The 19564-nt window shown below is 75.1% G+C and carries 17 protein-coding genes; 15 read left to right on the forward strand and 2 right to left on the reverse strand.

Features of this window, described 5'->3' with window-relative positions; translation table 11 throughout:
- The first annotated feature begins 356 nt into the window (after positions 1 to 356).
- The 14 genes from ACWDNY_RS14415 to ACWDNY_RS14480 all read left to right on the forward strand — a co-directional run bounded on the left by ACWDNY_RS14415 (position 357) and on the right by ACWDNY_RS14480 (position 16221).
- Positions 357 to 887, forward strand: a complete 531-nt coding sequence (locus ACWDNY_RS14415) for a DUF2617 family protein (protein WP_451646058.1) — start codon at positions 357 to 359, stop codon at positions 885 to 887.
- Between the two features lie 113 nt (positions 888 to 1000).
- Positions 1001 to 2686, forward strand: coding sequence for a polyamine aminopropyltransferase (locus ACWDNY_RS14420; RefSeq protein WP_451646059.1), 1686 nt, complete (start codon positions 1001 to 1003; stop codon positions 2684 to 2686).
- Positions 2687 to 2904: 218 nt separating this feature from the next.
- Positions 2905 to 4263: an SRPBCC domain-containing protein gene (locus ACWDNY_RS14425; RefSeq protein ID WP_451646060.1), complete on the forward strand. Its 1359-nt coding sequence runs from the start codon at positions 2905 to 2907 to the stop codon at positions 4261 to 4263.
- A 70-nt stretch (positions 4264 to 4333) separates the two neighbouring features.
- On the forward strand, positions 4334 to 5122 hold the full coding sequence (locus tag ACWDNY_RS14430) for an aldose epimerase family protein (protein WP_451646061.1): 789 nt from the start codon (positions 4334 to 4336) through the stop codon (positions 5120 to 5122).
- Between the two features lie 10 nt (positions 5123 to 5132).
- On the forward strand, positions 5133 to 5705 hold the full coding sequence (pyrE, locus tag ACWDNY_RS14435) for an orotate phosphoribosyltransferase (protein ID WP_451646062.1): 573 nt from the start codon (positions 5133 to 5135) through the stop codon (positions 5703 to 5705).
- Positions 5706 to 5879: 174 nt separating this feature from the next.
- On the forward strand, positions 5880 to 6911 hold the full coding sequence (gene fbaA / locus ACWDNY_RS14440) for a class II fructose-bisphosphate aldolase (protein WP_451646063.1): 1032 nt from the start codon (positions 5880 to 5882) through the stop codon (positions 6909 to 6911).
- 101 nt (positions 6912 to 7012) lie between these two features.
- Positions 7013 to 8563, forward strand: a complete 1551-nt coding sequence (locus ACWDNY_RS14445) for an MFS transporter (protein WP_451646064.1) — start codon at positions 7013 to 7015, stop codon at positions 8561 to 8563.
- 46 nt (positions 8564 to 8609) lie between these two features.
- A complete protein-coding gene (locus ACWDNY_RS14450; protein ID WP_451646065.1) occupies positions 8610 to 9023 on the forward strand; it encodes a DUF3151 domain-containing protein in 414 nt (137 codons plus the stop codon).
- A 162-nt stretch (positions 9024 to 9185) separates the two neighbouring features.
- Positions 9186 to 10082 carry a tryptophan 2,3-dioxygenase family protein gene (locus ACWDNY_RS14455; protein ID WP_451646066.1) on the forward strand — a complete coding sequence of 299 codons (897 nt, stop codon included), beginning with the start codon at positions 9186 to 9188 and terminating at the stop codon, positions 10080 to 10082.
- Positions 10075 to 11319, forward strand: coding sequence for a kynureninase (kynU, locus tag ACWDNY_RS14460; protein WP_451646067.1), 1245 nt, complete (start codon positions 10075 to 10077; stop codon positions 11317 to 11319). The genes ACWDNY_RS14455 and kynU overlap by 8 nt, the downstream gene beginning before the upstream one ends.
- A 307-nt stretch (positions 11320 to 11626) precedes the next feature.
- The gene (locus ACWDNY_RS14465) at positions 11627 to 12598 is read left to right on the forward strand and encodes an alpha/beta hydrolase family protein (RefSeq protein WP_451646068.1); all 972 of its coding nucleotides are present in this window, start codon (positions 11627 to 11629) and stop codon (positions 12596 to 12598) included.
- A gap of 211 nt (positions 12599 to 12809) precedes the next feature.
- A complete protein-coding gene (locus tag ACWDNY_RS14470; protein WP_451646069.1) occupies positions 12810 to 14174 on the forward strand; it encodes a histidine kinase in 1365 nt (454 codons plus the stop codon).
- Entirely contained in the window at positions 14171 to 14917 is a 747-nt protein-coding gene (locus ACWDNY_RS14475) for a response regulator (RefSeq protein ID WP_451646070.1), read from the forward strand. The genes ACWDNY_RS14470 and ACWDNY_RS14475 overlap by 4 nt, the downstream gene beginning before the upstream one ends.
- An 80-nt stretch (positions 14918 to 14997) precedes the next feature.
- Positions 14998 to 16221: a cytochrome P450 gene (locus tag ACWDNY_RS14480; RefSeq protein WP_451646071.1), complete on the forward strand. Its 1224-nt coding sequence runs from the start codon at positions 14998 to 15000 to the stop codon at positions 16219 to 16221.
- A 7-nt stretch (positions 16222 to 16228) separates the two neighbouring features.
- On the opposite strand, the gene ACWDNY_RS14485 is transcribed toward ACWDNY_RS14480, so the two are convergent.
- Positions 16229 to 17863 (reverse strand): ABC transporter permease, encoded by a 1635-nt coding sequence (locus ACWDNY_RS14485; protein WP_451646072.1) that lies wholly within the window; start codon positions 17861 to 17863, stop codon positions 16229 to 16231.
- A complete protein-coding gene (locus ACWDNY_RS14490) occupies positions 17860 to 18822 on the reverse strand; it encodes an ABC transporter ATP-binding protein (protein WP_451646073.1) in 963 nt (320 codons plus the stop codon). Before ACWDNY_RS14490 ends, ACWDNY_RS14485 begins: the two co-directional genes overlap by 4 nt.
- Positions 18823 to 19032: 210 nt before the next feature.
- Here ACWDNY_RS14490 and ACWDNY_RS14495 point away from each other — a divergent pair, with 210 nt between their 5' ends.
- Positions 19033 to 19530, forward strand: coding sequence for a GbsR/MarR family transcriptional regulator (locus ACWDNY_RS14495; RefSeq protein WP_451646074.1), 498 nt, complete (start codon positions 19033 to 19035; stop codon positions 19528 to 19530).
- The last annotated feature ends 34 nt before the right edge of the window (positions 19531 to 19564 follow it).

A 19564-nucleotide genomic window follows, 5' to 3' on the forward strand; every position in this document is an offset into this window, starting at 1 on the left:
TTTAGTGTTTTTCTTTGTTTGTCTTTCGTTAGGCCGGGGGGGGGCGCCCCCCGGGAGTCGACTCCCGGGGGCGCCCCCGAGCGGTGCTCGCACGCGGTGTCCCCCGCCGTGTCCCCCTCCGGCATTGAACAGTTGAACTGACGAGCCCTCTGAAGGATGGAAAGCCCACCAAGTTGGGTAAAAAGGCTGTGGCGGCCCCACTGTTCATGATTCCCTCTAAAACGCCGACGCAGCCCCCTGGGGACGTCCCGCACACACGTCTCCCGCGCTGGGCCGACCGGGCTGTCCTCCCCGCGCCCACCGCGGTGCGCCGGTCCCTGTCTCCCCGTCTTTCTGCGTGCCAGCGGAGCCCATCCATGCTCACGACCCTGAACACCTCCTACACCGACACGCGTGCGGCCGACCTGGCCTGGGCCCTGGGGCGCGAGCCGCTGCCCGCGCTGGCGACGCTGGACCTCGAACTGGCTGACGCGAAACTGCAGTTGAGGGTGCTCGGCGCCTCCCACCAGGTGCTCATGGAGGACGGGCGGGGCGCCTGCTCGGAGACGGTGGCGTGCATGCCGGGCTCCAGGACCCCGCTGCCGCTCGGGGTCGCCAAACGGACCGACGACTGGGAGTACGAGTTCGCCGCCCGCGTCGAGGTCCTCTCGCCGGGATCGTTCGCCGGCCGCGCCCAGGAACTGCTGGCCCTCGTCTCCGACCACCCCCGGGGGCTCGCCGGCGTCTTCCCCGGCAGTCCGCACGCGTTCACCGCGATGCTGGCGCAGCGCCACGGGGGCCAGGTGCACTGGCGCACCTGGCACGCCTACCCGCAGGACGGGCAGTTGGTGGCGACGCGGACGAAGGTGGGGGCCCGTTCACGTGCGGCGGCCGCCGACGGGTGGTGAGCCGTCCGGCCTTTCCCCGCCGGGGCGCGCACCCGGGCTCGCACCTGCGCGCGTTCCGGTTCCACGCGTGTGGGTGACGAAGCGTGCCACACCGGTGACGTAACGTCGCAGTCGTGATCGAACCGCACGCCCCGGCCCCGCCCCGCACGGCCGCACGAGGCACGGCCCGGCCCGGCCTGGTGCCGCCGGGTCCGGCGCCGGCCCGCGGCACCCCGGCGAGACTGCCCGTCCGGCCTGGAGCGGGCCGGTTCCTCGTCCTCGCGGGGGCGTTCGTCTGCGCGGCCTGCGGACTGGTCTACGAACTGGAACTGGTGGCCCTGGCCTCGTACTTGATGGGCGACTCGGTCACCCAGGCGTCGGTCGTGCTGTCCGTGATGGTGTTCGCCATGGGCATCGGCTCCCTCGCCGCGAAGCCGCTGCGCCGGTTCGCCGCCGCCGGTTTCGGCGCCGTCGAGGCGGTGCTCGCCCTGACCGGCGGCTGCAGCGCCATGGTGCTGTACGCGGTGTTCGCCTGGACCGGCGACTGGGGCGGGCTGTGGGCGGACGGACCGTGCTTCCTGCTGGTCGCCTTCTCCCTCACGATGGGGCTGCTGATCGGCGCCGAGGTGCCCCTGCTGATGGAGCTGATCCAGCGCATCCGGCGCCAGGACGCGGGCGGCGCGGTGGCCGACCTGTTCGCGGCGGACTACGTCGGCGCCCTCGTCGGCGGCCTGGCCTTCCCCTTCCTCCTCCTCCCGATGCTGGGCCAGTTGACCGGCGCGCTGCTGACCGGCGCGGTCAACGTCGTCGCCGGCGGCGCCCTGGTCCTCGGGCTGTTCCGGCGGGACCTGAGCCCGCGCACCCGCCGGCTGCTGCTGGTCGCCAACGTCGTCGTGCTCGGCCTGCTCGCCTCGGCCGCCGCCCTGGCCGGCGACTTCGAACGGGCCGCGCGGCACGCGGTGTACGGCACGGACGTCCGCGTGGCTCTGGAGAGCGGCGTCCAGGAAGTGGTCCTCACCGGGGGCACCCGCGGCCGCCCCCTGCACCTGTACGTGGACGGGCGGCTGCGGGTCGGCCGCGACGCGCGCCGCTACCACGAGGCGCTCGTCCACCCCGCGATGGCCGGCCCGCACACGCGCGTGCTCGTGCTCGGCGGCGCCGACGGTCTCGCGGCGCGCGAGGTGCTGCGCCACCCCGGCGTCCGCCGGGTGGACGTCGTCACCCCCGACGCGGACGTCGTGCGGCTGGCACGGACCGACCCGGCGCTGTCCCGGCTCAACGGGCACGTCTACCGGGACCCGCGCGTGCGGGTGACCACGGCGGACCCCTTCGGCTGGCTGCGCGAGGTGCCGCCCGCGACGTACGACGTGGTGATCGGGGACCTGCCCGATCCGGGCATCACGGCGAGCACGAAGCTGTACGCCCAGGAGTTCTACGGCCTGACCCGGCGGGCGCTGGCACGCGGCGGGCGGCTCGCGGTGCACGCGGGCCCCGTCTCCTCCCGCCCGCGCGTCTTCTGGACGGTGGAGTCGACCGTGCGGGCGGCCGGTCTGCGGACGGCCGTGTACCGCGTCGGCGACCCCGACGCGGGCGCCGACGCCGGGCCCGGTCGCACGGCGGGCGCCGCCCTGCGCCCGCCCCGCGACTGGGGGTTCGTCCTGGCCGCCCGTACGGCCCCGGCGCTGCGCCTGGACCCCGGGGCGCCGCCTCCGCGCACGCTCAGCCCGGCCGGGCTCGCCGAGGACGCCCGCGCGGCCGCCCGCACCCGCCTCGCGGGGCTGCCGCCGTCGACGCTGGTCCACCCGCGCTACACCGGCTGACGCAACGTTGCTGTGCGTTGCCGTGCAGGCTGCGGGTGGCGGGTGGCGGGTGGCGGGTGGCGGCATCCTGGCTGCGGGCGCGAACGGGCCCGCCGTCCGGTACCGACACGTCGAGCCGGGCCACTGCCGGGTGGGGCCGCGGTGACGCCGGTGCGGCAGGGGGCGAGTTGTGCGGGAGCGGGGGTACGACCCGGCACCACTGGGTACCCTCGGCTGACATGGAGCACGAGGTGTTCGTTCCGGTTCCGGCCCCGCCGCTGAGGGAGGCACTCGCCGATCCCGCGCGCGTGGCCCGGGCGGTCCCCGGGTTCCAGCGGGACGCGGCCGCCGGGGAGGACGGCCCGGGCGGCGGAACGGTGAGCGGGGACGGCGGGCCGGTCGCCGGGCGCCTGAGACTGCGCGTCGGCGGTCACTCCATCACCTACCGCGGCACGCTCCGGCTCTCCCGGCGCGACGACGGTGCGTGCACGGTCGAGGCCGAGGCCGCCGAGTCCCGCGGCACCGGCACGGCCCGTCTCTCCCTCACACTCCGGGTCCACGAGACCGGCGGCGGCGCGACGCTGGCCTTCGGCGGCACCGCTACGGCGGACGGCAGGGTCGCCGCGCTGCCGGCCGACACGGTGCGCTCCGCCGTGATCCGCCTGCTGAACCGCTTCGCGGAGAACCTGGCGGCCGGGCTCGCGGACACCGCCCCGTCGGGGCCGCCGTCCGCGGCGGCCGCCGCGGACGGGGAGGCCACCGGGCCGGCCGGCGCCGCCGCCCCCGCCGGAACGCCCGGGGCCGCCGAGTCCCGGAAAACCGCGGACTTCGCCCCGTATGCGACCGGGGAGTTCGACGCCGCGCCGGACGCCGGCGATTCCCCGGCACCGATGCCGGACGGGGACCACACAGCGGCCACGGCCGGACCGTCCGGACGCGACACCGCCCGCCCGCCCGAGGGCTCGGAGGCCGCCGAGGGCGGGGTCGGCGCGTTGTCCGAAGGCGAGGCTGCCCGGTCGTCCCGGGGCTCGGAGGGCGGCGCCGGGCCGACCGACGCCCAGGCCGCCCGGAAGCCGGGATCCGGAGCCGGCACGTCGGCCGAGGAGCCCGGTCCCGGAGTCGGCCGGCGGGAGCCGGAGGGTGCCGGGGCGCAGGACGCGGACGGGGAGCCCGGGGCCGGGTCCGCCGCGGCCGCCGAGCGCACCTCCGTCTTCGACGTCGAGGTGCCGCCGCCCTCCCTCGACCCGCTCGCCGACGCCGACGCCGACGACGCCCACGACGACGCGGAGGACGGCGGCAGGGGCGACGGCGGTGAGGAACCGGACGGCGGGGACGGGGACGGCGAGCCGTCGCGGCCCGCCTCCGAGGACTTCGCCGACGCCGCCGAGCCGCCCGCCGAGGCGGCGCACGCGCGGCGGACGATGATCGGGCGCAGCGCGGAGGAGGTCGACCACGCGCCACCGCGCGGCCGCTACGCCCCCGTTCCCGCGCCGCTGACCGTCTCCACCAGCCCCGCCCTGCGCTGGGCCGCCCCGGCCGCGGCGGTCGTGGTGGCGTCGGCGATCGTGCTGGCCCGCGTGCTGCGGCGGCGCCGCTGAGCGGGGCGTGTTCGCGCCACAGCCACCGGGACACCGAACGCGCTCTTGATCGGCCCAGTAGCCTCGTCGCGTGAGCAACGAAGAGATCACGCTGACCGCGGGCGACGCGGAAGTGACCCTGCAGCCGGGCAACGGAGGGCGTGTCGGGGGGCTCCGGGTCGGCGGCGTCGAGCTGCTGCGCCAGGGGGAGCGTTTCGGCTGCTTCCCGATGGTTCCCTGGTGCGGCCGCATTCGCGACGGCCGCTTCCTCGACGGCGCCACAGTCCAGCAGATGCCGCTCAACTCCCCGCCGCACGCCATCCACGGCACCGCCCGTGACAGCGCCTGGCGCACGGCCCGCACCACGCCGACCGAGGCGGTCATGACCTACGACCTCGTCGCACCCTGGCCCTATCCGGGCCGCGTCACCCAGGTGGCCACCCTGACCGAGGACGCGCTGACGCTGGCCATGGCGGTGGAGACGTACGAGTCCTCCTTCCCCGCCCAGATCGGCTGGCACCCGTGGTTCCGGCGCACCCTCGGCGGCCAGGACGTGCGGATCGGCTTCGCCCCCGCCTGGCAGGAGGAGCGCGGCGACGACCACCTGCCCACCGGCCACCGCCTAGACCCCAAGCCGGGCCCCTGGGACGACTGCTTCGGCATGCCCGGCGGTGTCGACGTCACGCTCACCTGGCCCGGGCAGCTGGAGCTGAGAGTGACCAGCCCCGAGGAGTGGGTCGTCGTCTACGACGAGCAGGACGCCGCCGTGTGCGTGGAGCCGCAGACCGGTCCCCCCAACGGCCTGAACACCCTCCCGCGCCTGGTCACGCCGCTGGAGCCGCTGGAGGCCACGACGACCTGGTCCTGGCGCCGCCCGTAAGCTGACTGGCATGAGTGACGTCAACGCCGTAACCCCGCCGGACCCCCGCGGCGCGCTGCTGCAGCAGATCAAGGACAAGGCCGTGGTGCACGGCAGGGTGACCCTCTCCTCGGGTCTGGAGGCCGACTACTACGTCGACCTGCGCCGCATCACCCTCGACGGCGAGGCCGCGCCGCTGGTCGGGCAGGTGCTCCTGGACCTGACCGCCGGTCTCGACTACGACGCGGTCGGCGGCCTGACCATGGGCGCCGACCCGGTCGCCGCGTCGATGCTGCACGCCGCCGCGGCCCGCGGGCGCAGACTGGACGCGTTCGTGGTGCGCAAGGCGGCCAAGGCGCACGGTCTGCAGCGCCGCGTCGAGGGCCCGGAGATCCGGGGCCGCCGGGTGCTGGTCGTCGAGGACACCTCCACCACCGGGGGGTCCCCGCTCACCGCGGTGGAGGCGGTGCGCGAGGCGGGCGCCGAGGTCGTCGCCGTCGCCACGATCGTCGACCGGGCGACCGGCGCGGCGGAGAAGATCCAGGAGGGTGCGGGCGTGCCGTACCTGTACGCGTACGCGAAGGACGAGCTGGGACTCGACTAGCCGTCCCCCGGCCGGCCGGGGGACCGGGCCCGGCCGTCACCCTTCATCCACGGACCGGACACGGTGTCCAAGACGACCGGCGTCGTCTGCGAAGATGGGGCCGACGAGGACGTCACCCCCTAGGTCAGGGCCTTCAGCACGCAAGAAGCACCCGCACATACGAGGAGCGGACAGATGCCCATCGCAACCCCCGAGGTCTACAACGAGATGCTCGACCGGGCGAAGGCAGGCGAGTTCGCCTACCCGGCCATCAACGTGACCTCCTCGCAGACCCTGCACGCGGCCCTGCGCGGTTTCGCGGAGGCGGAGAGCGACGGCATCGTCCAGATCTCGACCGGTGGTGCCGAGTTCCTGGGCGGTCAGTACAACAAGGACATGGTCACCGGCGCCGTGGCCCTGGCCGAGTTCGCGCACGTCGTCGCCGAGAAGTACCCGGTCAACGTCGCGCTGCACACGGACCACTGCCCGAAGGACAAGCTCGACGGGTACGTGCGTCCGCTGCTCGCGCTCTCCCAGAAGCGCGTCGCGGCCGGCCTCAACCCCCTGTTCCAGTCGCACATGTGGGACGGCTCCGCGGAGACCCTCGCCGACAACCTCGCCATCGCCCAGGAGCTGCTGGAGCAGGCCCGCAAGGCCAAGATCATCCTGGAGGTCGAGATCACCCCGACCGGCGGCGAGGAGGACGGCGTCTCCCACGAGATCAACGACTCCCTGTACACGACGGTCGACGACGCGATCCGCACCGCCGAGGCCCTCGGCCTGGGCGAGAAGGGCCGCTACCTGCTGGCCGCGTCCTTCGGCAACGTCCACGGCGTGTACAAGCCGGGCAACGTCGTGCTCCGTCCCGAGCTGCTGAAGGAGCTCAACGAGGGCGTGGCGAAGAAGTTCGGCCTGCCGCCCGGCAGCAAGCCGTTCGACTTCGTCTTCCACGGCGGCTCCGGCTCCACGGAGGAGGAGATCCGCACCGCCCTGGAGAACGGCGTCGTGAAGATGAACATCGACACGGACACGCAGTACGCGTTCACGCGTCCGATCGCCGACCACATGTTCCGCAACTACGACGGCGTCCTGAAGGTCGACGGCGAGGTCGGCAACAAGAAGGCCTACGACCCGCGCACCTGGGGCAAGTCGGCCGAGGCGTCGATGGCGCAGCGCGTCGTCCAGGCCTGCGGCCACCTCCGCTCCGCGGGTTCGAAGATCAAGTGATCCGCGGCCGGTGACGACCGGGCCCGGTGCCGGTGACGGCGCCGGGCCCTTGCGGGTCGCCGCGCTGGTCGTGATCCGGCCGGCGCGGGATGATTTCCCCTATGGCCGTCGTCGCCCAGCAGGCCCCCGCCGTCCGGCTCGGCTCCCCCAGGGGGAGGTGGATCCTGCTGACGACCGTGCTCGGTTCGAGCATGGTGCTGCTGGACTCCACCGTCGTCAACGTCGCCCTGCCCCGGATCGGCCGCGACCTCGACGCGGACCTCGCCGTCCTGCAGTGGACCGTCAACGCCTACCTGCTGACGCTGGCCGGTCTGATCCTCCTCGGCGGCGCGCTCGGGGACGCCTTCGGCCGTCGCAAGGTGTTCGTCGTCGGGGTGGTCTGGTTCGCGGCCGCTTCCCTGCTGTGCGGACTGGCCCCGCACCCCGGCGTCCTCGTGGCGGCCCGGGCCCTGCAGGGTGTGGGTGGCGCCCTGCTGACGCCCGGCTCGCTCGCACTCATCCAGGCCTCCTTCCACCCGGACGACCGGGCCCGGGCGGTCGGCCTGTGGTCCGGGTTCGGCGGCATCGGCGCCGCCGTCGGCCCGTTCCTGGGCGGCTGGCTGGTGGACGGTCCCGGCTGGCGCTGGGTCTTCCTGCTGAACGTCCCGCTCGCGCTGTTCTGCGCGCCGATCGCCGTCCGGCACGTCCCGGAGTCCTCGGGCGGCTCGGTGCACGGCCGCTTCGACGTCGTCGGCGCCCTGCTCGGCGCCCTGTCCCTCGCCCTGGTCACGTACGCGCTCATCGCGGCCGGCAGCGGCTCCCCGGGCGTCGTGGTGACGGCCGTCGCGGGCGTGCTCGCGGGGGTGGCGTTCGTGGGGTGGGAGCGGCGCCGCCGGGACCCGATGCTGCCGCTGGACATCTTCCGCTCCCGCCAGTTCACGGCGGTCAACCTGGTCACGCTCTGCGTCTACGCGGCGTTCGGCGGTTTCTTCTTCCTCACCGCGCTGCAGCTCCAGGTGGTCGTGGGCTACTCGGCGCTCCAGGCGGGCACCGCCCTGCTGCCGACCACCGTGCTCATGCTGCTGCTGTCGGCCCGCTCGGGCGCCCTCGCCGAGCGCGTCGGCCCGCGGATCCCGCTCACCGTGGGCCCCCTGCTGTGCGCGGCGGGCATGCTGCTGATGACGCGGGCCGGCGAGGGCGCCACCTACCTCGCCGACGTCCTGCCGGCCGTGCTGGTGATGGGCGCCGGCATGGTCACCCTGGTCGCCCCGCTGACCGCCACCGTCCTGGCCTCCGTCGACACCCGCCGCGCGGGCCTGGCCAGCGGGGTCAACAACGCGGCGGCCCGCGCGGCCGGCCTGATCGCCGTGGCCGCGCTGCCGCTGCTGACGGGGATGGGGCCGGAGGCGTACCGGTCGGCGGGCGCCTTCGACGCCGCGTTCCGGCGGGCGATGCCGCTGTGCGCGGGCGTGCTGGTGGCGGGGGCCGTGCTGGCCTTCGCCACGGTCCGCCGGCCGAGCCCGCGGTGCCCCCACCCGGAGTGCCGCACACACGGCTGCGTGACCGCTCCGCCGCTGGAGGACGGCGTCGCCGGGCCCGGGCGCGCGGGGCCCGACGGCGCCGCCGGCCGCGCGGGGCCGGACGCCGCCGCCGGGGGAGGACCACCGGCGTGAGGAGCCGCCCCGTTCCGCCCCACGGGGCATGCAGCACACTGAACCCATGACGATTCACGAGAACCTCCTGGGCGGCCCGCCCCCCACCCACCTCCCCGACGACCCGGAGCCCCGCGCACTCCTCGCCCAGGGCACCCCGCCCGCCGAGGTCGCGGGCCGGCACCCGGCGTCGTCGCTGGCGTGGGCGCAGCTGGCCGACGACGCCTTCGAGCGGGGCGCGGCCGTGGAGTCGTACGCCTACGCCCGCACCGGCTATCACCGCGGTCTGGACGCGCTGCGCCGGGCCGGCTGGAAGGGCCACGGCCCCATCCCCTGGGAGCACGAGTCGAACCGCGGCTTCCTGCGCGCCCTGCACGCCCTGGCCCGCGCCGCGCAGGCCATCGGCGAGCAGGAGGAGTACGCGCGCTGCACGCAGTTCCTGAAGGACTCCTCGGAGACGGCGGCCCAGACGCTGGGCTGATCCGGACGGCCGGGTCCCGGGCCTGCACCGGGACCCGGCCGCGCCGCCGGGCGGGCCTTGCGGTCCGCGCGGGCGGTGCGCAGGATGCCGGTGGGGACCGGGGCCCCCGTGCCGGCATCGGCAGGGGCGGACCGCTACCCGGAGTTCATGCAGGAGACAGCGATGTCCCAACAGGCTCACCGGTCGTACGAGACGTCGTCACCGGCGGCGGCGCAGACGCCGTCCGACGCGTCGTACGAGGCTCAGGAGCCCGAGACCCCGCATCTCGATTTCGAAGGCACGACGCCGTACGAGGACTACGTCAAGGCGGACGTGCTCACCCACCTCCAGCAGCCCCTCTCCGACGATCCCGGGGAGATGGTCTTCCTGGTCACCACCCAGGTGATGGAGCTGTGGTTCACCGTCATCGTCCACGAGTGGGAGACCGCGGCCGACGCCCTGCGCGCGGACGACGTCCCGACGGCCGTCGCCGCGCTCAAGAGGTCGGTGCGCGAGCTGGAGGCGCTGAACGCCTCCTGGAAGCCGCTCGGCCAGCTCACCCCGGCCCAGTTCAACTCCTACCGCGGTGCGCTCGGCGAGGGCTCCGGCTTCCAGTCGGCGATGTACCGGCGCCTGGAGTTCCTGCTCGGCGACAAGTCGGCGTCGATGCTCGTCCCGCACCGCGGCGCGCCGCGCGTGCACGCCGAGCTGGAGAAGGCGCTGCACCAGCCGAGCCTCTACGACGAGGTGGTGCGCCTGCTCGCCCGGCGCGGACACGCGATCCCGGACGCGGTGCTGCACCGTGACGTCTCGCAGCGCTACGAGCCGTCGCAGGAGGTCGAGGCCGCCTGGACGGCGGTCTACCGGGCGGACGGCGCCGACGAGCTCGCCCGCCTCGGGGAGGCGCTGACGGACGTCGCCGAGCTGGTGTGGCGCTGGCGCAACGACCACCTGGTCGCCACCCGCCGCGCCATGGGTGCCAAGGCGGGCACGGGCGGCTCCGCCGGCGTGGCCTGGCTGGAGAAGCGGGCCCGCAAGAACGTGTTCCCCGAGCTGTGGACGGCGAGGTCCCATGTCTGAGACGACCGCCCCGACCGGGGACCTCACCGCCCGGGCGGGCAAGCTGGACGCCGACGACGAGCTGGCCGCCCTGCGGGACCGGTTCGTCCTCGACGACGTGACCTACCTCGACGGCAACTCGCTCGGCGCGCTGCCGGCGGCCGTCCCGGACCGGGTCGCCGACGTCGTCCGCCGCCAGTGGGGGCGGCTGCGCATCCGCTCCTGGGAGGAGGGGGGCTGGTGGACCGCGCCCGAGCGGATCGGCGACCGGATCGCCCCGCTGGTCGGGGCGGGACCCGGGCAGATCGTGGTCGGCGACTCCACCAGCGTCAACGTCTTCAAGGCACTGGTGGCGGCGGTGCGCATGGCCCGGGAGGCGGGCGACGGCGACCGGGACGAGATCGTGGTCGACGCGACCACCTTCCCCACGGACGGGTACATCGCGCAGTCCGCCGCCCGGCTGACGGGCTGCGCCCTGCGGCCGGCCGACCCGGCGGTGGTTCCCGGGGTCCTCGGGGACCGCACGGCCGCGGTGCTGGTCAACCACGTCGACTACCGCACCGGCCGCCTGCACGACCTGCCCGCGCTCACGGCCGCGGTGCACGCGGCGGGGGCCGTCGTCGTCTGGGACCTGTGCCACAGCGCGGGGGCCCTGCCGGTGGGCCTGGACGCGCACGGCGTCGACCTGGCGGTGGGCTGCACCTACAAGTACCTGAACGGCGGACCGGGTTCACCGGCGTTCCTGTACGTCCGCCGCGAGCTGCAGGACCGCTTCGACTCGCCGTTGCCGGGCTGGAACTCCCACGCCGAGCCCTTCGGCATGCGGCCGGACTACACCCCCGCCGACGGTGCCGTGCGCGGCCGGGTCGGCACCCCCGACATCCTGTCCATGCTCGCCCTGGAGGCGGCGCTCGAGGTGTGGGACGGCGTCCCGGTGGAGGCCGTGCGGGCCAAGTCCCTGGCGCTGACGGACTTCTTCCTGGAGTGCGTCGCCGCGTACGTGCCCGCGGGGCGGGTCGAGTCGCTGACCCCGGCGGCCCACTCCGAGCGGGGCAGCCAGGTCGCGCTGCGCTGTCCGCCCTCGTCCGGGCAGGGCGGCGGGCCGACCGCGGCGGAGGTGATGAAGCGGCTGATCGAGCGCGGCGTGGTCGGCGACTTCCGCCACCCGGACGTGCTCCGCTTCGGCTTCACCCCGCTGTACGTCGGTTTCGCCGACGTGGAACGGGCGGCCCGGGTGCTGGGGGAGATCCTGGCGTAGGGGCGCCGGCACGCTCTTCGGCCCCTTCGTAGGAGACGCCCCCGCCGTGGCGCACGCGGCGGGGGCGTACTGCCCGCGCCGTGGCGCACGCTGCCGGGGGCGTACCCTCCGTCGTCGCGCACGCGGCGGCGGGCATCCCCCCGTCGTGGCGCACGCTGCCGCGAACGTGGCGAAAGCCCGCCCCGACGTCCCTCACCGTGCGTGACATCCCCGTGTTCGCGCACGTCATGCGCCTGATACCGTCCCGGCCAACGGCCGAACACACATCTGGTCCGCCAATTCCTTGACGCAGCTGAGAGGTTGGAGCATGCCGGACGCCGCCGCAGAACCGGAGAACACCGCCGCCCGCGGTACGGCGGCGGCCAGGGACGCCGCCGGAGCGGAGCACACGACCGGCCGGGACGCCGCGGCGCGGGCCGCCGCGGAGGAGGAGTCGGCCCTCTCGCACCCGCCGGTCGCCCCGGACGCCACCGCCCCCTACGGCGAACACGCCGACCAGGTGATCGACTTCTACGCCCCGCGCGCCGGCGGCGCCAACCCGGCGCCCGCCGCCACCGTCCCGCTGGTGGTGGTGCTGCACGGCGGTGCCTGGCGGGCCCTGTACGACCGCCGCCACATCAGCCCGTTCGCGGACTTCCTGGCCCGGCGCGGCTTCGCCGTGGCCAGTGTCGAGTACCGGCGCGGCGCCGCCACGGCCCGGGAGGGCGAGGCCCCGGTCGCGGGCCGGTGGCCGGACACGTTCGACGACGTGGCGGCCGCGCTGGACGCCCTGCCCGCGCTGGTCCGGGAGGCGCTGCCCCAGGCCGACACACGCCGTACGGTGATCACCGGCCACTCGGCGGGCGGCCATCTGGCCCTGTGGGCGGCCGCCCGGCACGTCCTCCCCGCGGACGCGCCCTGGCGCACCGACCGCCCCGCCCCGCTGCGCGGTGTGGTGGCCCTCGCGCCGATCGCCGACTTCGCCGTCGCCGAGAAGCTGGACGTCTGCGGCGGAGCGGCGCTCCAGCTCCTCGGGGGACCGGACGAGTACGGCGGACGCCGTGGCTGCGCCGACCCGGCGCTGCTGCTCCCCACCGGCATCGCGACCACCCTCGTCCAGGGCCGTGCCGACGTGGTGGTGCCGGCGCTGGTCGCCGAGTCGTACGCCGATGCGGCGGCGAAGGCCGGCGAGGTGGTGGGCCTGACGCTGCTGGCGGACGTCGGCCACTTCCCGCTGATCGACCCGGCGGCGGACGCCTGCGCGGTGGTGGCGGAGGAGATCGCCCAGCTGGCGTGGTGAACGGCGGCGGGCGGCCCCGGGGCGCGGGCGGACTCGGCCGGCGGGCTCGCCCCGCCGGCCCGCCGGCTCGGGTGCCACCCCGCCTGCACGCCGCACGCCCCGCCGGCTCGGGTGCCACCGTCCGTTCTCCCCGTAGTACCTGAGACGGACGCCGGGAAACCCACCTCACTGGTGACGACCGCGCACCCCGCCTGCCCCTACGGTTCTCGGCGTGACCGAGACGACGCAGACGCAGACGACGCCGGACGACGCGTTCCGTCCGTACCAGCCGCGCAGCCCGGAGTTCCGGCTGGCCGCCGACGCCCTGCGCGGGCTGCGGGAGGACCTGTTCCACGACGCCTTCGCCTTTCGTCCGCTGCCCCGCCGGAACCTGGAGGGGACGTGGAGCGGGCGGCTGTCCGGACGCGCGCGGGAGTACGCGGCCTGGATGCCGCACACGCTGGTGGTGGCGGCCGGTCTGCTGGCCATGCTCGTCGCGTGGGGGAGCGGCGGCGGCCTGGCGGCAGGGGTGTGCGGCCTGCTGGTCCTGGCACCGGTGCTGCTCACCCTGGTCCGCCCGGTCGGGGCCTTCTGGGCGTCGCTGCTGTCCACGGCGATCGTCGGCGCCCTCGGCTCGTCCTGGGGCGCCGGGCCGTGGCCGCCCGGAGCCTTCGTCTCCCATCTGACGGTCGTGACCGTCGTGGCGATACGCACCCGGCCGCGCACGGCGGTGTGGATGTGGGCGCTCACCGGGGCCTTCGCGGCCTTCGTCACCGCCCTCTTCGGCACGGGCTACTACGGCAGCGACGCCGCGCCCATGATGGTCGTCGCCGCGTTCGTCCTGCTGGCCGTGACCGTGTGGCACATCCGCCGGTTCGCCGAGCGGGAGGTGACGGCCCAGCAGACGGTGACGGCGCACGAGCGCTCGCGCCGCACCCTGCTGGAGGAGCGCACCACGATCGCCCGTGAGCTGCACGACGTGGTGGCCCATCACATGTCCGTGGTCGCCATCCAGGCGGAGGCGGCCCCCTATCGCGTGGAGAATCCGCCGCCGGAGCTGGAGAAGGCCTTCGCCACCATCCGGGAGAACGCGGTCGCGGCGCTCACCGAGCTCCGTCGCGTGCTCGGCGTCGTGCGCGCGGAGGACTACGAGGCCCCCGAGGCCCCGCAGCCCACGCTCGCCGACCTGGACGCGCTCCTGGACAACGTGCGGGAGGCGGGCCTGAACGTGGCGAAGGTGGTGACCGGCGCGGTGCGCGAACTGCCGCAGGGCGTGGAGCTGTCGGCGTACCGGATCGTCCAGGAGGCGCTGAGCAACACGCTGCGGCACGCGCCCGGGGCGAGCGCCAGGGTCGAGCTCGGGTACGTCCTGGGCGGCCTGGGCCTGCGCGTGGTGAACGGCCCGGCCCCCCAGCCGTCCCTGGTGAAGCCCTCGCCGGGTGCCGGGCACGGCATCACCGGCATGCGCGAGCGGGTCTCCATGCTGGACGGCGAGATGACGGCGGGCCCGGCGGACGACGGCGGGTACGAGGTGGCGGTGTTCCTGCCGGTCGCCGCCGCCGTCGGGCGCCCGGACGGGGAAGGGGACGGGGGATGACCGGCGGCACGAGCGGCACGTCTCGCCCGGGCGGCACGAGCAGTACCGGCGGCACGGCCGGTACGCCCGGTGGGCCGGGCACCATCCGCGTCCTGGTCGCGGACGACCAGATGATGGTGCGCGAGGGCTTCTCGGTCCTGCTGAACGCGATGCCCGACATCGAGGTCGTCGGCGAGGCCGTCAACGGCCGGGAGGCGGTCGACCGGGTGCGTGAACTCGCCCCCGACGTGGTGCTCATGGACATCCGCATGCCCGAGCTGAACGGTATCGAGGCGACCCGGGAGATCGTGGCCGCGGACGGCACCGCGAAGGTGCTGGTGCTGACCACCTTCGACCTGGACGAGTACGTGTACCAGGCGCTGCGGGCGGGGGCCTCCGGGTTCCTGCTCAAGGACGCCTCGGCACGGCAGCTCGCCGACGGGGTGCGGGTGGTCGCGGCCGGTGAGGCGCTGCTCGCGCCCTCGGTCACCCGGCGGCTGATCACGGAGTTCTCCAGGCTGGCGCGGCCCCCGCGCCTCGCCCCCACCGCGCAGGCCGCGTACGGGGACCTGACCGAGCGGGAGACCGAGGTGCTCGTCCTCATCGCGCAGGGGCTGTCGAACGCGGAGATCGCCGAGCGGCTGGTGGTCGCCGAGTCCACGATCAAGACCCATGTCAGCCGGATCCTGGTCAAGCTGGGGCTCAGGGACCGGACGCAGGCCGCCGTCTTCGCCTACGAGGTCCGCCTGGTCACCCCCGGCTGACCGGGCCGCGCTCCGGCCCGGCCCGCCCCGTCCGCCGGAACCCCTGGCCGGGCGGGGGCGGGCCGGGCTAGCGTCCGTCCATGGCAGCTTGGGAGCTCTCGCAGGTCTTCGACCCCTGGGACCCGGCGTTCGTCGCCGACCCGTACCCCGTCTACGCCGAGCTGCGCGCCCGCGGCCGGGTCGTCCACTACGAGCCCACCGACCAGTGGCTGGTCCCGCACCACGCGGACGTCTCGGCCCTGCTGCGCGACCGGCGGCTGGGCCGGACCTACCGGCACCGGTTCACGCACGAGGACTTCGGCCGTACGCCGCCCGACCCGGCGCACGAACCGTTCCACGTCCTCAACGACCACGGGATGCTCGACCTGGAGCCGCCGGACCACACCCGCATCCGGCGCCTGGTGTCGAAGGCGTTCACGCCGCGGACGGTGGAGCGGCTGCGCCCGTACGTGCACGCCCTGGCGGACGAGCTGGCCGCGCGGCTGGTGGCCGAGGGCGGCGGCGACCTGCTGACGGACGTCGCCGAGCCCCTCCCGGTGGCGGTCATCGCCCAGATGCTGGGCATCCCCGAGGCGGACCGGCACCGGCTGCGGCCCTGGTCCGCGGACATCTGCGGGATGTACGAGCTGAACCCGTCAGAGGAGACGGCGGCGAAGGCGGTGCGGGCGTCGGCCGAGTTCTCCGACTACCTGCGGGACCTGATCGCCGCCCGCCGCGGGCAGCCGGGCGAGGACCTGATCTCGGGCCTGATCGCGGCCCACGACGAGGGCGACCGGCTGACCGAAGAGGAGATGATCTCCACGGCCGCCCTGCTGCTCAACGCCGGCCACGAGGCCACGGTGAACGCCACCGTCAACGGCTGGTGGGCCCTGTTCCGCAACCCCGCCCAGCTGGCGGCGCTGCGGGCCGACCACTCCCTGATCCGGTCCGCGGTCGAGGAGCTGCTGCGCTACGACACCCCGCTGCAGCTCTTCGAGCGCTGGGTCCTGGACGACATCGAGATCGGCGGCACGACGGTCCCGAGGGGCGCGGAGATCGCGATGCTCTTCGGCTCGGCCAACCACGACCCGGCGGTCTTCACCGACCCCGGGCGGCTGGACCTCGCCCGCGCCGACAACCCCCACATCTCCTTCAGCGCGGGCATCCACTACTGCATCGGAGCCCCACTGGCCCGCATCGAGCTGGCCGCCTCGATGGCAGCCCTGCTCGAGCGGGCCCCGGCGCTCGCTCCGGTGGCGGAGCCGGAGCGGAAGCCGAACTTCGTCATCCGGGGACTGCGGGAGCTGAAGGTGACCACCGGCTGAGGTGCGGTCAGCCGGTCAGGTCCCGCCGGCGCAGCCCCGCGAGGCCCGCCGCGGTCAGCGTGGCCGCGAGCGCCACGAGGACGCCCACCGGCCCCCACCGCATCGGCCCGCCCGGCAGCTTCGGCAGGTGCCCGAACGGCGACACGTCCAGCACCGCCTGCGGGACGTCCAGGGCGGGGCCGACCCAGCCGATGAGCAGGACGGCCCCGGCCACGCCCCACGCCGCCGGCGCGCCCTGCGGCAGCACGCCGTACAGCAGGACCGCGACACCGCCGATCACCCACACCGCGGGCACCTGCGTCAGGCACGCCCCGAGGATCGGCCCGGCCTGCTCGCCGTATCCCGCGGCGAGGCCGAGACCGGCCGGCACCATGAGCCAGGCCGAGCCGCCGAAGGCGATCACCAGGTGGCCCGCGGCCCACCGCGTCCGCCCCACCGGGGCGGCCAGCACCGGCTCCGCCCGCCCCGACGTCTCCTCCGCGTGCAGCCGCAGTACGGACGCCACGACGAACAGCGCGGCGACCAGGCCGAACATCCCCGTCATCGAGGCGAGGAACGCGTCCGTCAGGCCCGCCCGGCCCCCCATCCGCTCGAAGATCTCGCGCGCTTGGTCGTTGCCGCCGACCAGCTCGGCCGCGCCCTCCGTCATCGCGCCGTAGACGGCCCCCGCCAGGAGGAAGCCGGCGCTCCAGCCGAGGACGGCGCCCCGCTGCAGGCGCCAGGCCAGCGCCCCCGCCGTCCCGATCCCGCCCTGCGCCGGTCCGGCCGCGGTCGGCAGGAGGCCCATCCCGGTGTCCCGGCGCCCGGCCAGCACGTGGGCGACCGCCGTCTGGGCCGCCGTCGCCGCGGCGAACAGGGCGAGCACCCACCAGCGTTCACCGGCGAAGGCCCGTACGTTCTCCAGCCATCCGAGGGGCGACAGCCAGGTCGGCACCGGCGAGCCTCCCCCCGTGCCGGGCGCCCGGGACGTGCCCGCCCCGGCCGACGCGTCGCCCGCCGCGCGCAGGACGAACGCGGCGCCCAGCACGGCCGCCGTCAGGCCCCGCGCCAGACGGGCGCTCTGTGTGAGCTGGGCCATGACCGCCGCGGCCGTGGCGAAGACCATGCCCACGCCGGCCACCGCGAGCCCCAGGGCCAGGGCCCCCGCGGCGCCCTGCGCGGCCAGGCCGACGGCGATCAGCGCGGCCAGGGCGGCGTTCGCGACGGCCGCGGCGAGCAGGGCCGCCGTCAGGGGCGCCCGGCGGCCCACCCTCCCGGACGACAGCAGCTCCTGCCGTCCGCTCTCCTCCTCGTCACGGGTGTGCCGGACGACGACGAGCAGACTCGTCACGGCCGCGAGGATCCCCGCGTACGGTCCCACCCGCCAGGCCGTCAGGGCGCCCAGCGAGTCGCCGAAGACCGGGCCGGTCATCGCGCGCAGTGAGCTGTTCGTGGCCATCTGGCGCACCAGGTCGGCGCGTTGGGCCGGGGTGCTGTACAGACCGTCCAGTGTGCTCGGCATGGACAGGACCATCACGGCGGTCACCGCGACCCAGACGGGGATGAGGACGCGGTCGCGGCGCAGCGCGAGGCGCAGCAGCGTCCACGTGCCGGCCAGGTGGCGGTTTCCGCAGGTGCGCGCCGGGAGGGCCGTGGCGGTCATCGGGTCACCCCGGCGGTGCTGTCCCCGGCGGCGCCCTCGGCGGGGTCGCCGGCGGTCTCCTCGGCGGTGTCCCCGGTGTAGTGCCGCAGGAACAGCTCCTCCAGCGTCGGCGGTGTCGACGTCAGCGACCGTACGCCGGACGCGGTCAGTGACCGCAGCACCTCGTCCAGCCGGCCGGTGTCCACCTGGAGGCGGACCCGGTTCCCCCGTACGTCCAGGCCGTGTACGCCGGGCAGGTGCGCCAGCCCGTCGGGCGGGGCCGCGAGCTCGGCGACGACGCTGGTGCGGGTGAGGTGGCGCAGGTCGGCGAGCGAGCCGCTCTCCACGGTCCGGCCCCTGCGGATGATGCTCACCCGGTCGCAGAGCTGTTCGACCTCGCTGAGGATGTGGGAGGACAGCAGGACCGTCCGGCCCCGCTCGCGCTCCTCCTCCACGCACCGCCGGAAGACCCCCTCCATCAGCGGGTCGAGGCCCGAGGTGGGCTCGTCGAGGATCAGCAGGTCGACGTCGGAGGCGAAGGCGGCGACCAGGGCGACCTTCTGCCGGTTGCCCTTGGAGTACGTCCGCCCCTTCTTCGTCGGGTCCAGTTCGAACCGCTCGACCAGTTCCGTGCGGCGCCGCCGGTCCAGGCCCCCGCGCAGCCTGCCGTACAGGTCGATGACCTCGCCGCCGGACAGGTTGCGCCACAGGGTCACGTCGCCGGGGACGTAGGCGATCCGGCGGTGCACGTCCACCGCGTCCCTCCAGGGGTCGCGGCCCAGGACCCGGGCGGCGCCGGCGTCGGCGCGCAGCAGACCGAGCAGGACCCGGATGGCGGTGGACTTCCCGGCGCCGTTCGGCCCCAGGAAGCCGTGGACTTCGCCCGTCCCGACCCGCAGGTCGAGCCCGTCCAGCGCGCGGGTCCTGCCGAACGACTTGTGCAGTGCGGACACCTCGACGGCGAGGTCGGCCTTCATCATGCTTCAGAAGCTACGCCACTTTCAGAAACTTGTGAAGTTAAGGAACGGAGTAAAGCGCGGATAGACTCGGAGAGGACCGGACCGTGCCGGTGCGGCCGGGCGGAACGGCGGCGGTGACGGGGCCGCAGGGCCGGTCGACGGTGTGGCCGGTGCCCGGTGCCCGGTGCCCGGCGGCGGGGCGGGCGGAAGCGGCGGCGGAGAGGAACGGCGATGACGGAAGCGGGCGCGGCCCGGCGGGATCCCGAGGCGGTCTCCCAGTTCGTGGAGGGGTTCGCGGCGCAGCTCGTCGAGGCCGGCATGCAGCGGATGCCGGCCCGGGTGTTCGCGGCGCTGCTGTCCAGCGACTCCGGTTCGCTGACCTCCGCCGAGCTCGGCGAACAGCTCCAGGTCAGCCCCGCCGCCGTCTCCGGGGCGGTGCGGTACCTCGCGCAGCAGCACATGGTCTCGCGCGAGCGTGAGCCCGGCTCCCGGCGCGAGCGCTACCGCGTGCACAGCAACCAGTGGTACGAGGCCCTCACCAACCGGGACGCGGTGCTGAAGCGCTGGGAGCACGCCCTGCGCGAGGGCGTCGACCGCCTAGGCCCGGGGTCGCCGGCGGGCCGGCGCCTGGCCGAGACGCTGGCCTTCTTCGAGTTCGTCGACGGCGAGATCGCCGCGATGATGGAACGCTGGCGGGAGCACCGCGAGAAGACGTTCGGCCAGGAGTGACCCCACGGGCCGCTCCCCAGGCCCCCGACCGCGG

This window comes from Streptomyces sp. NPDC003697 (assembly GCF_053587115.1).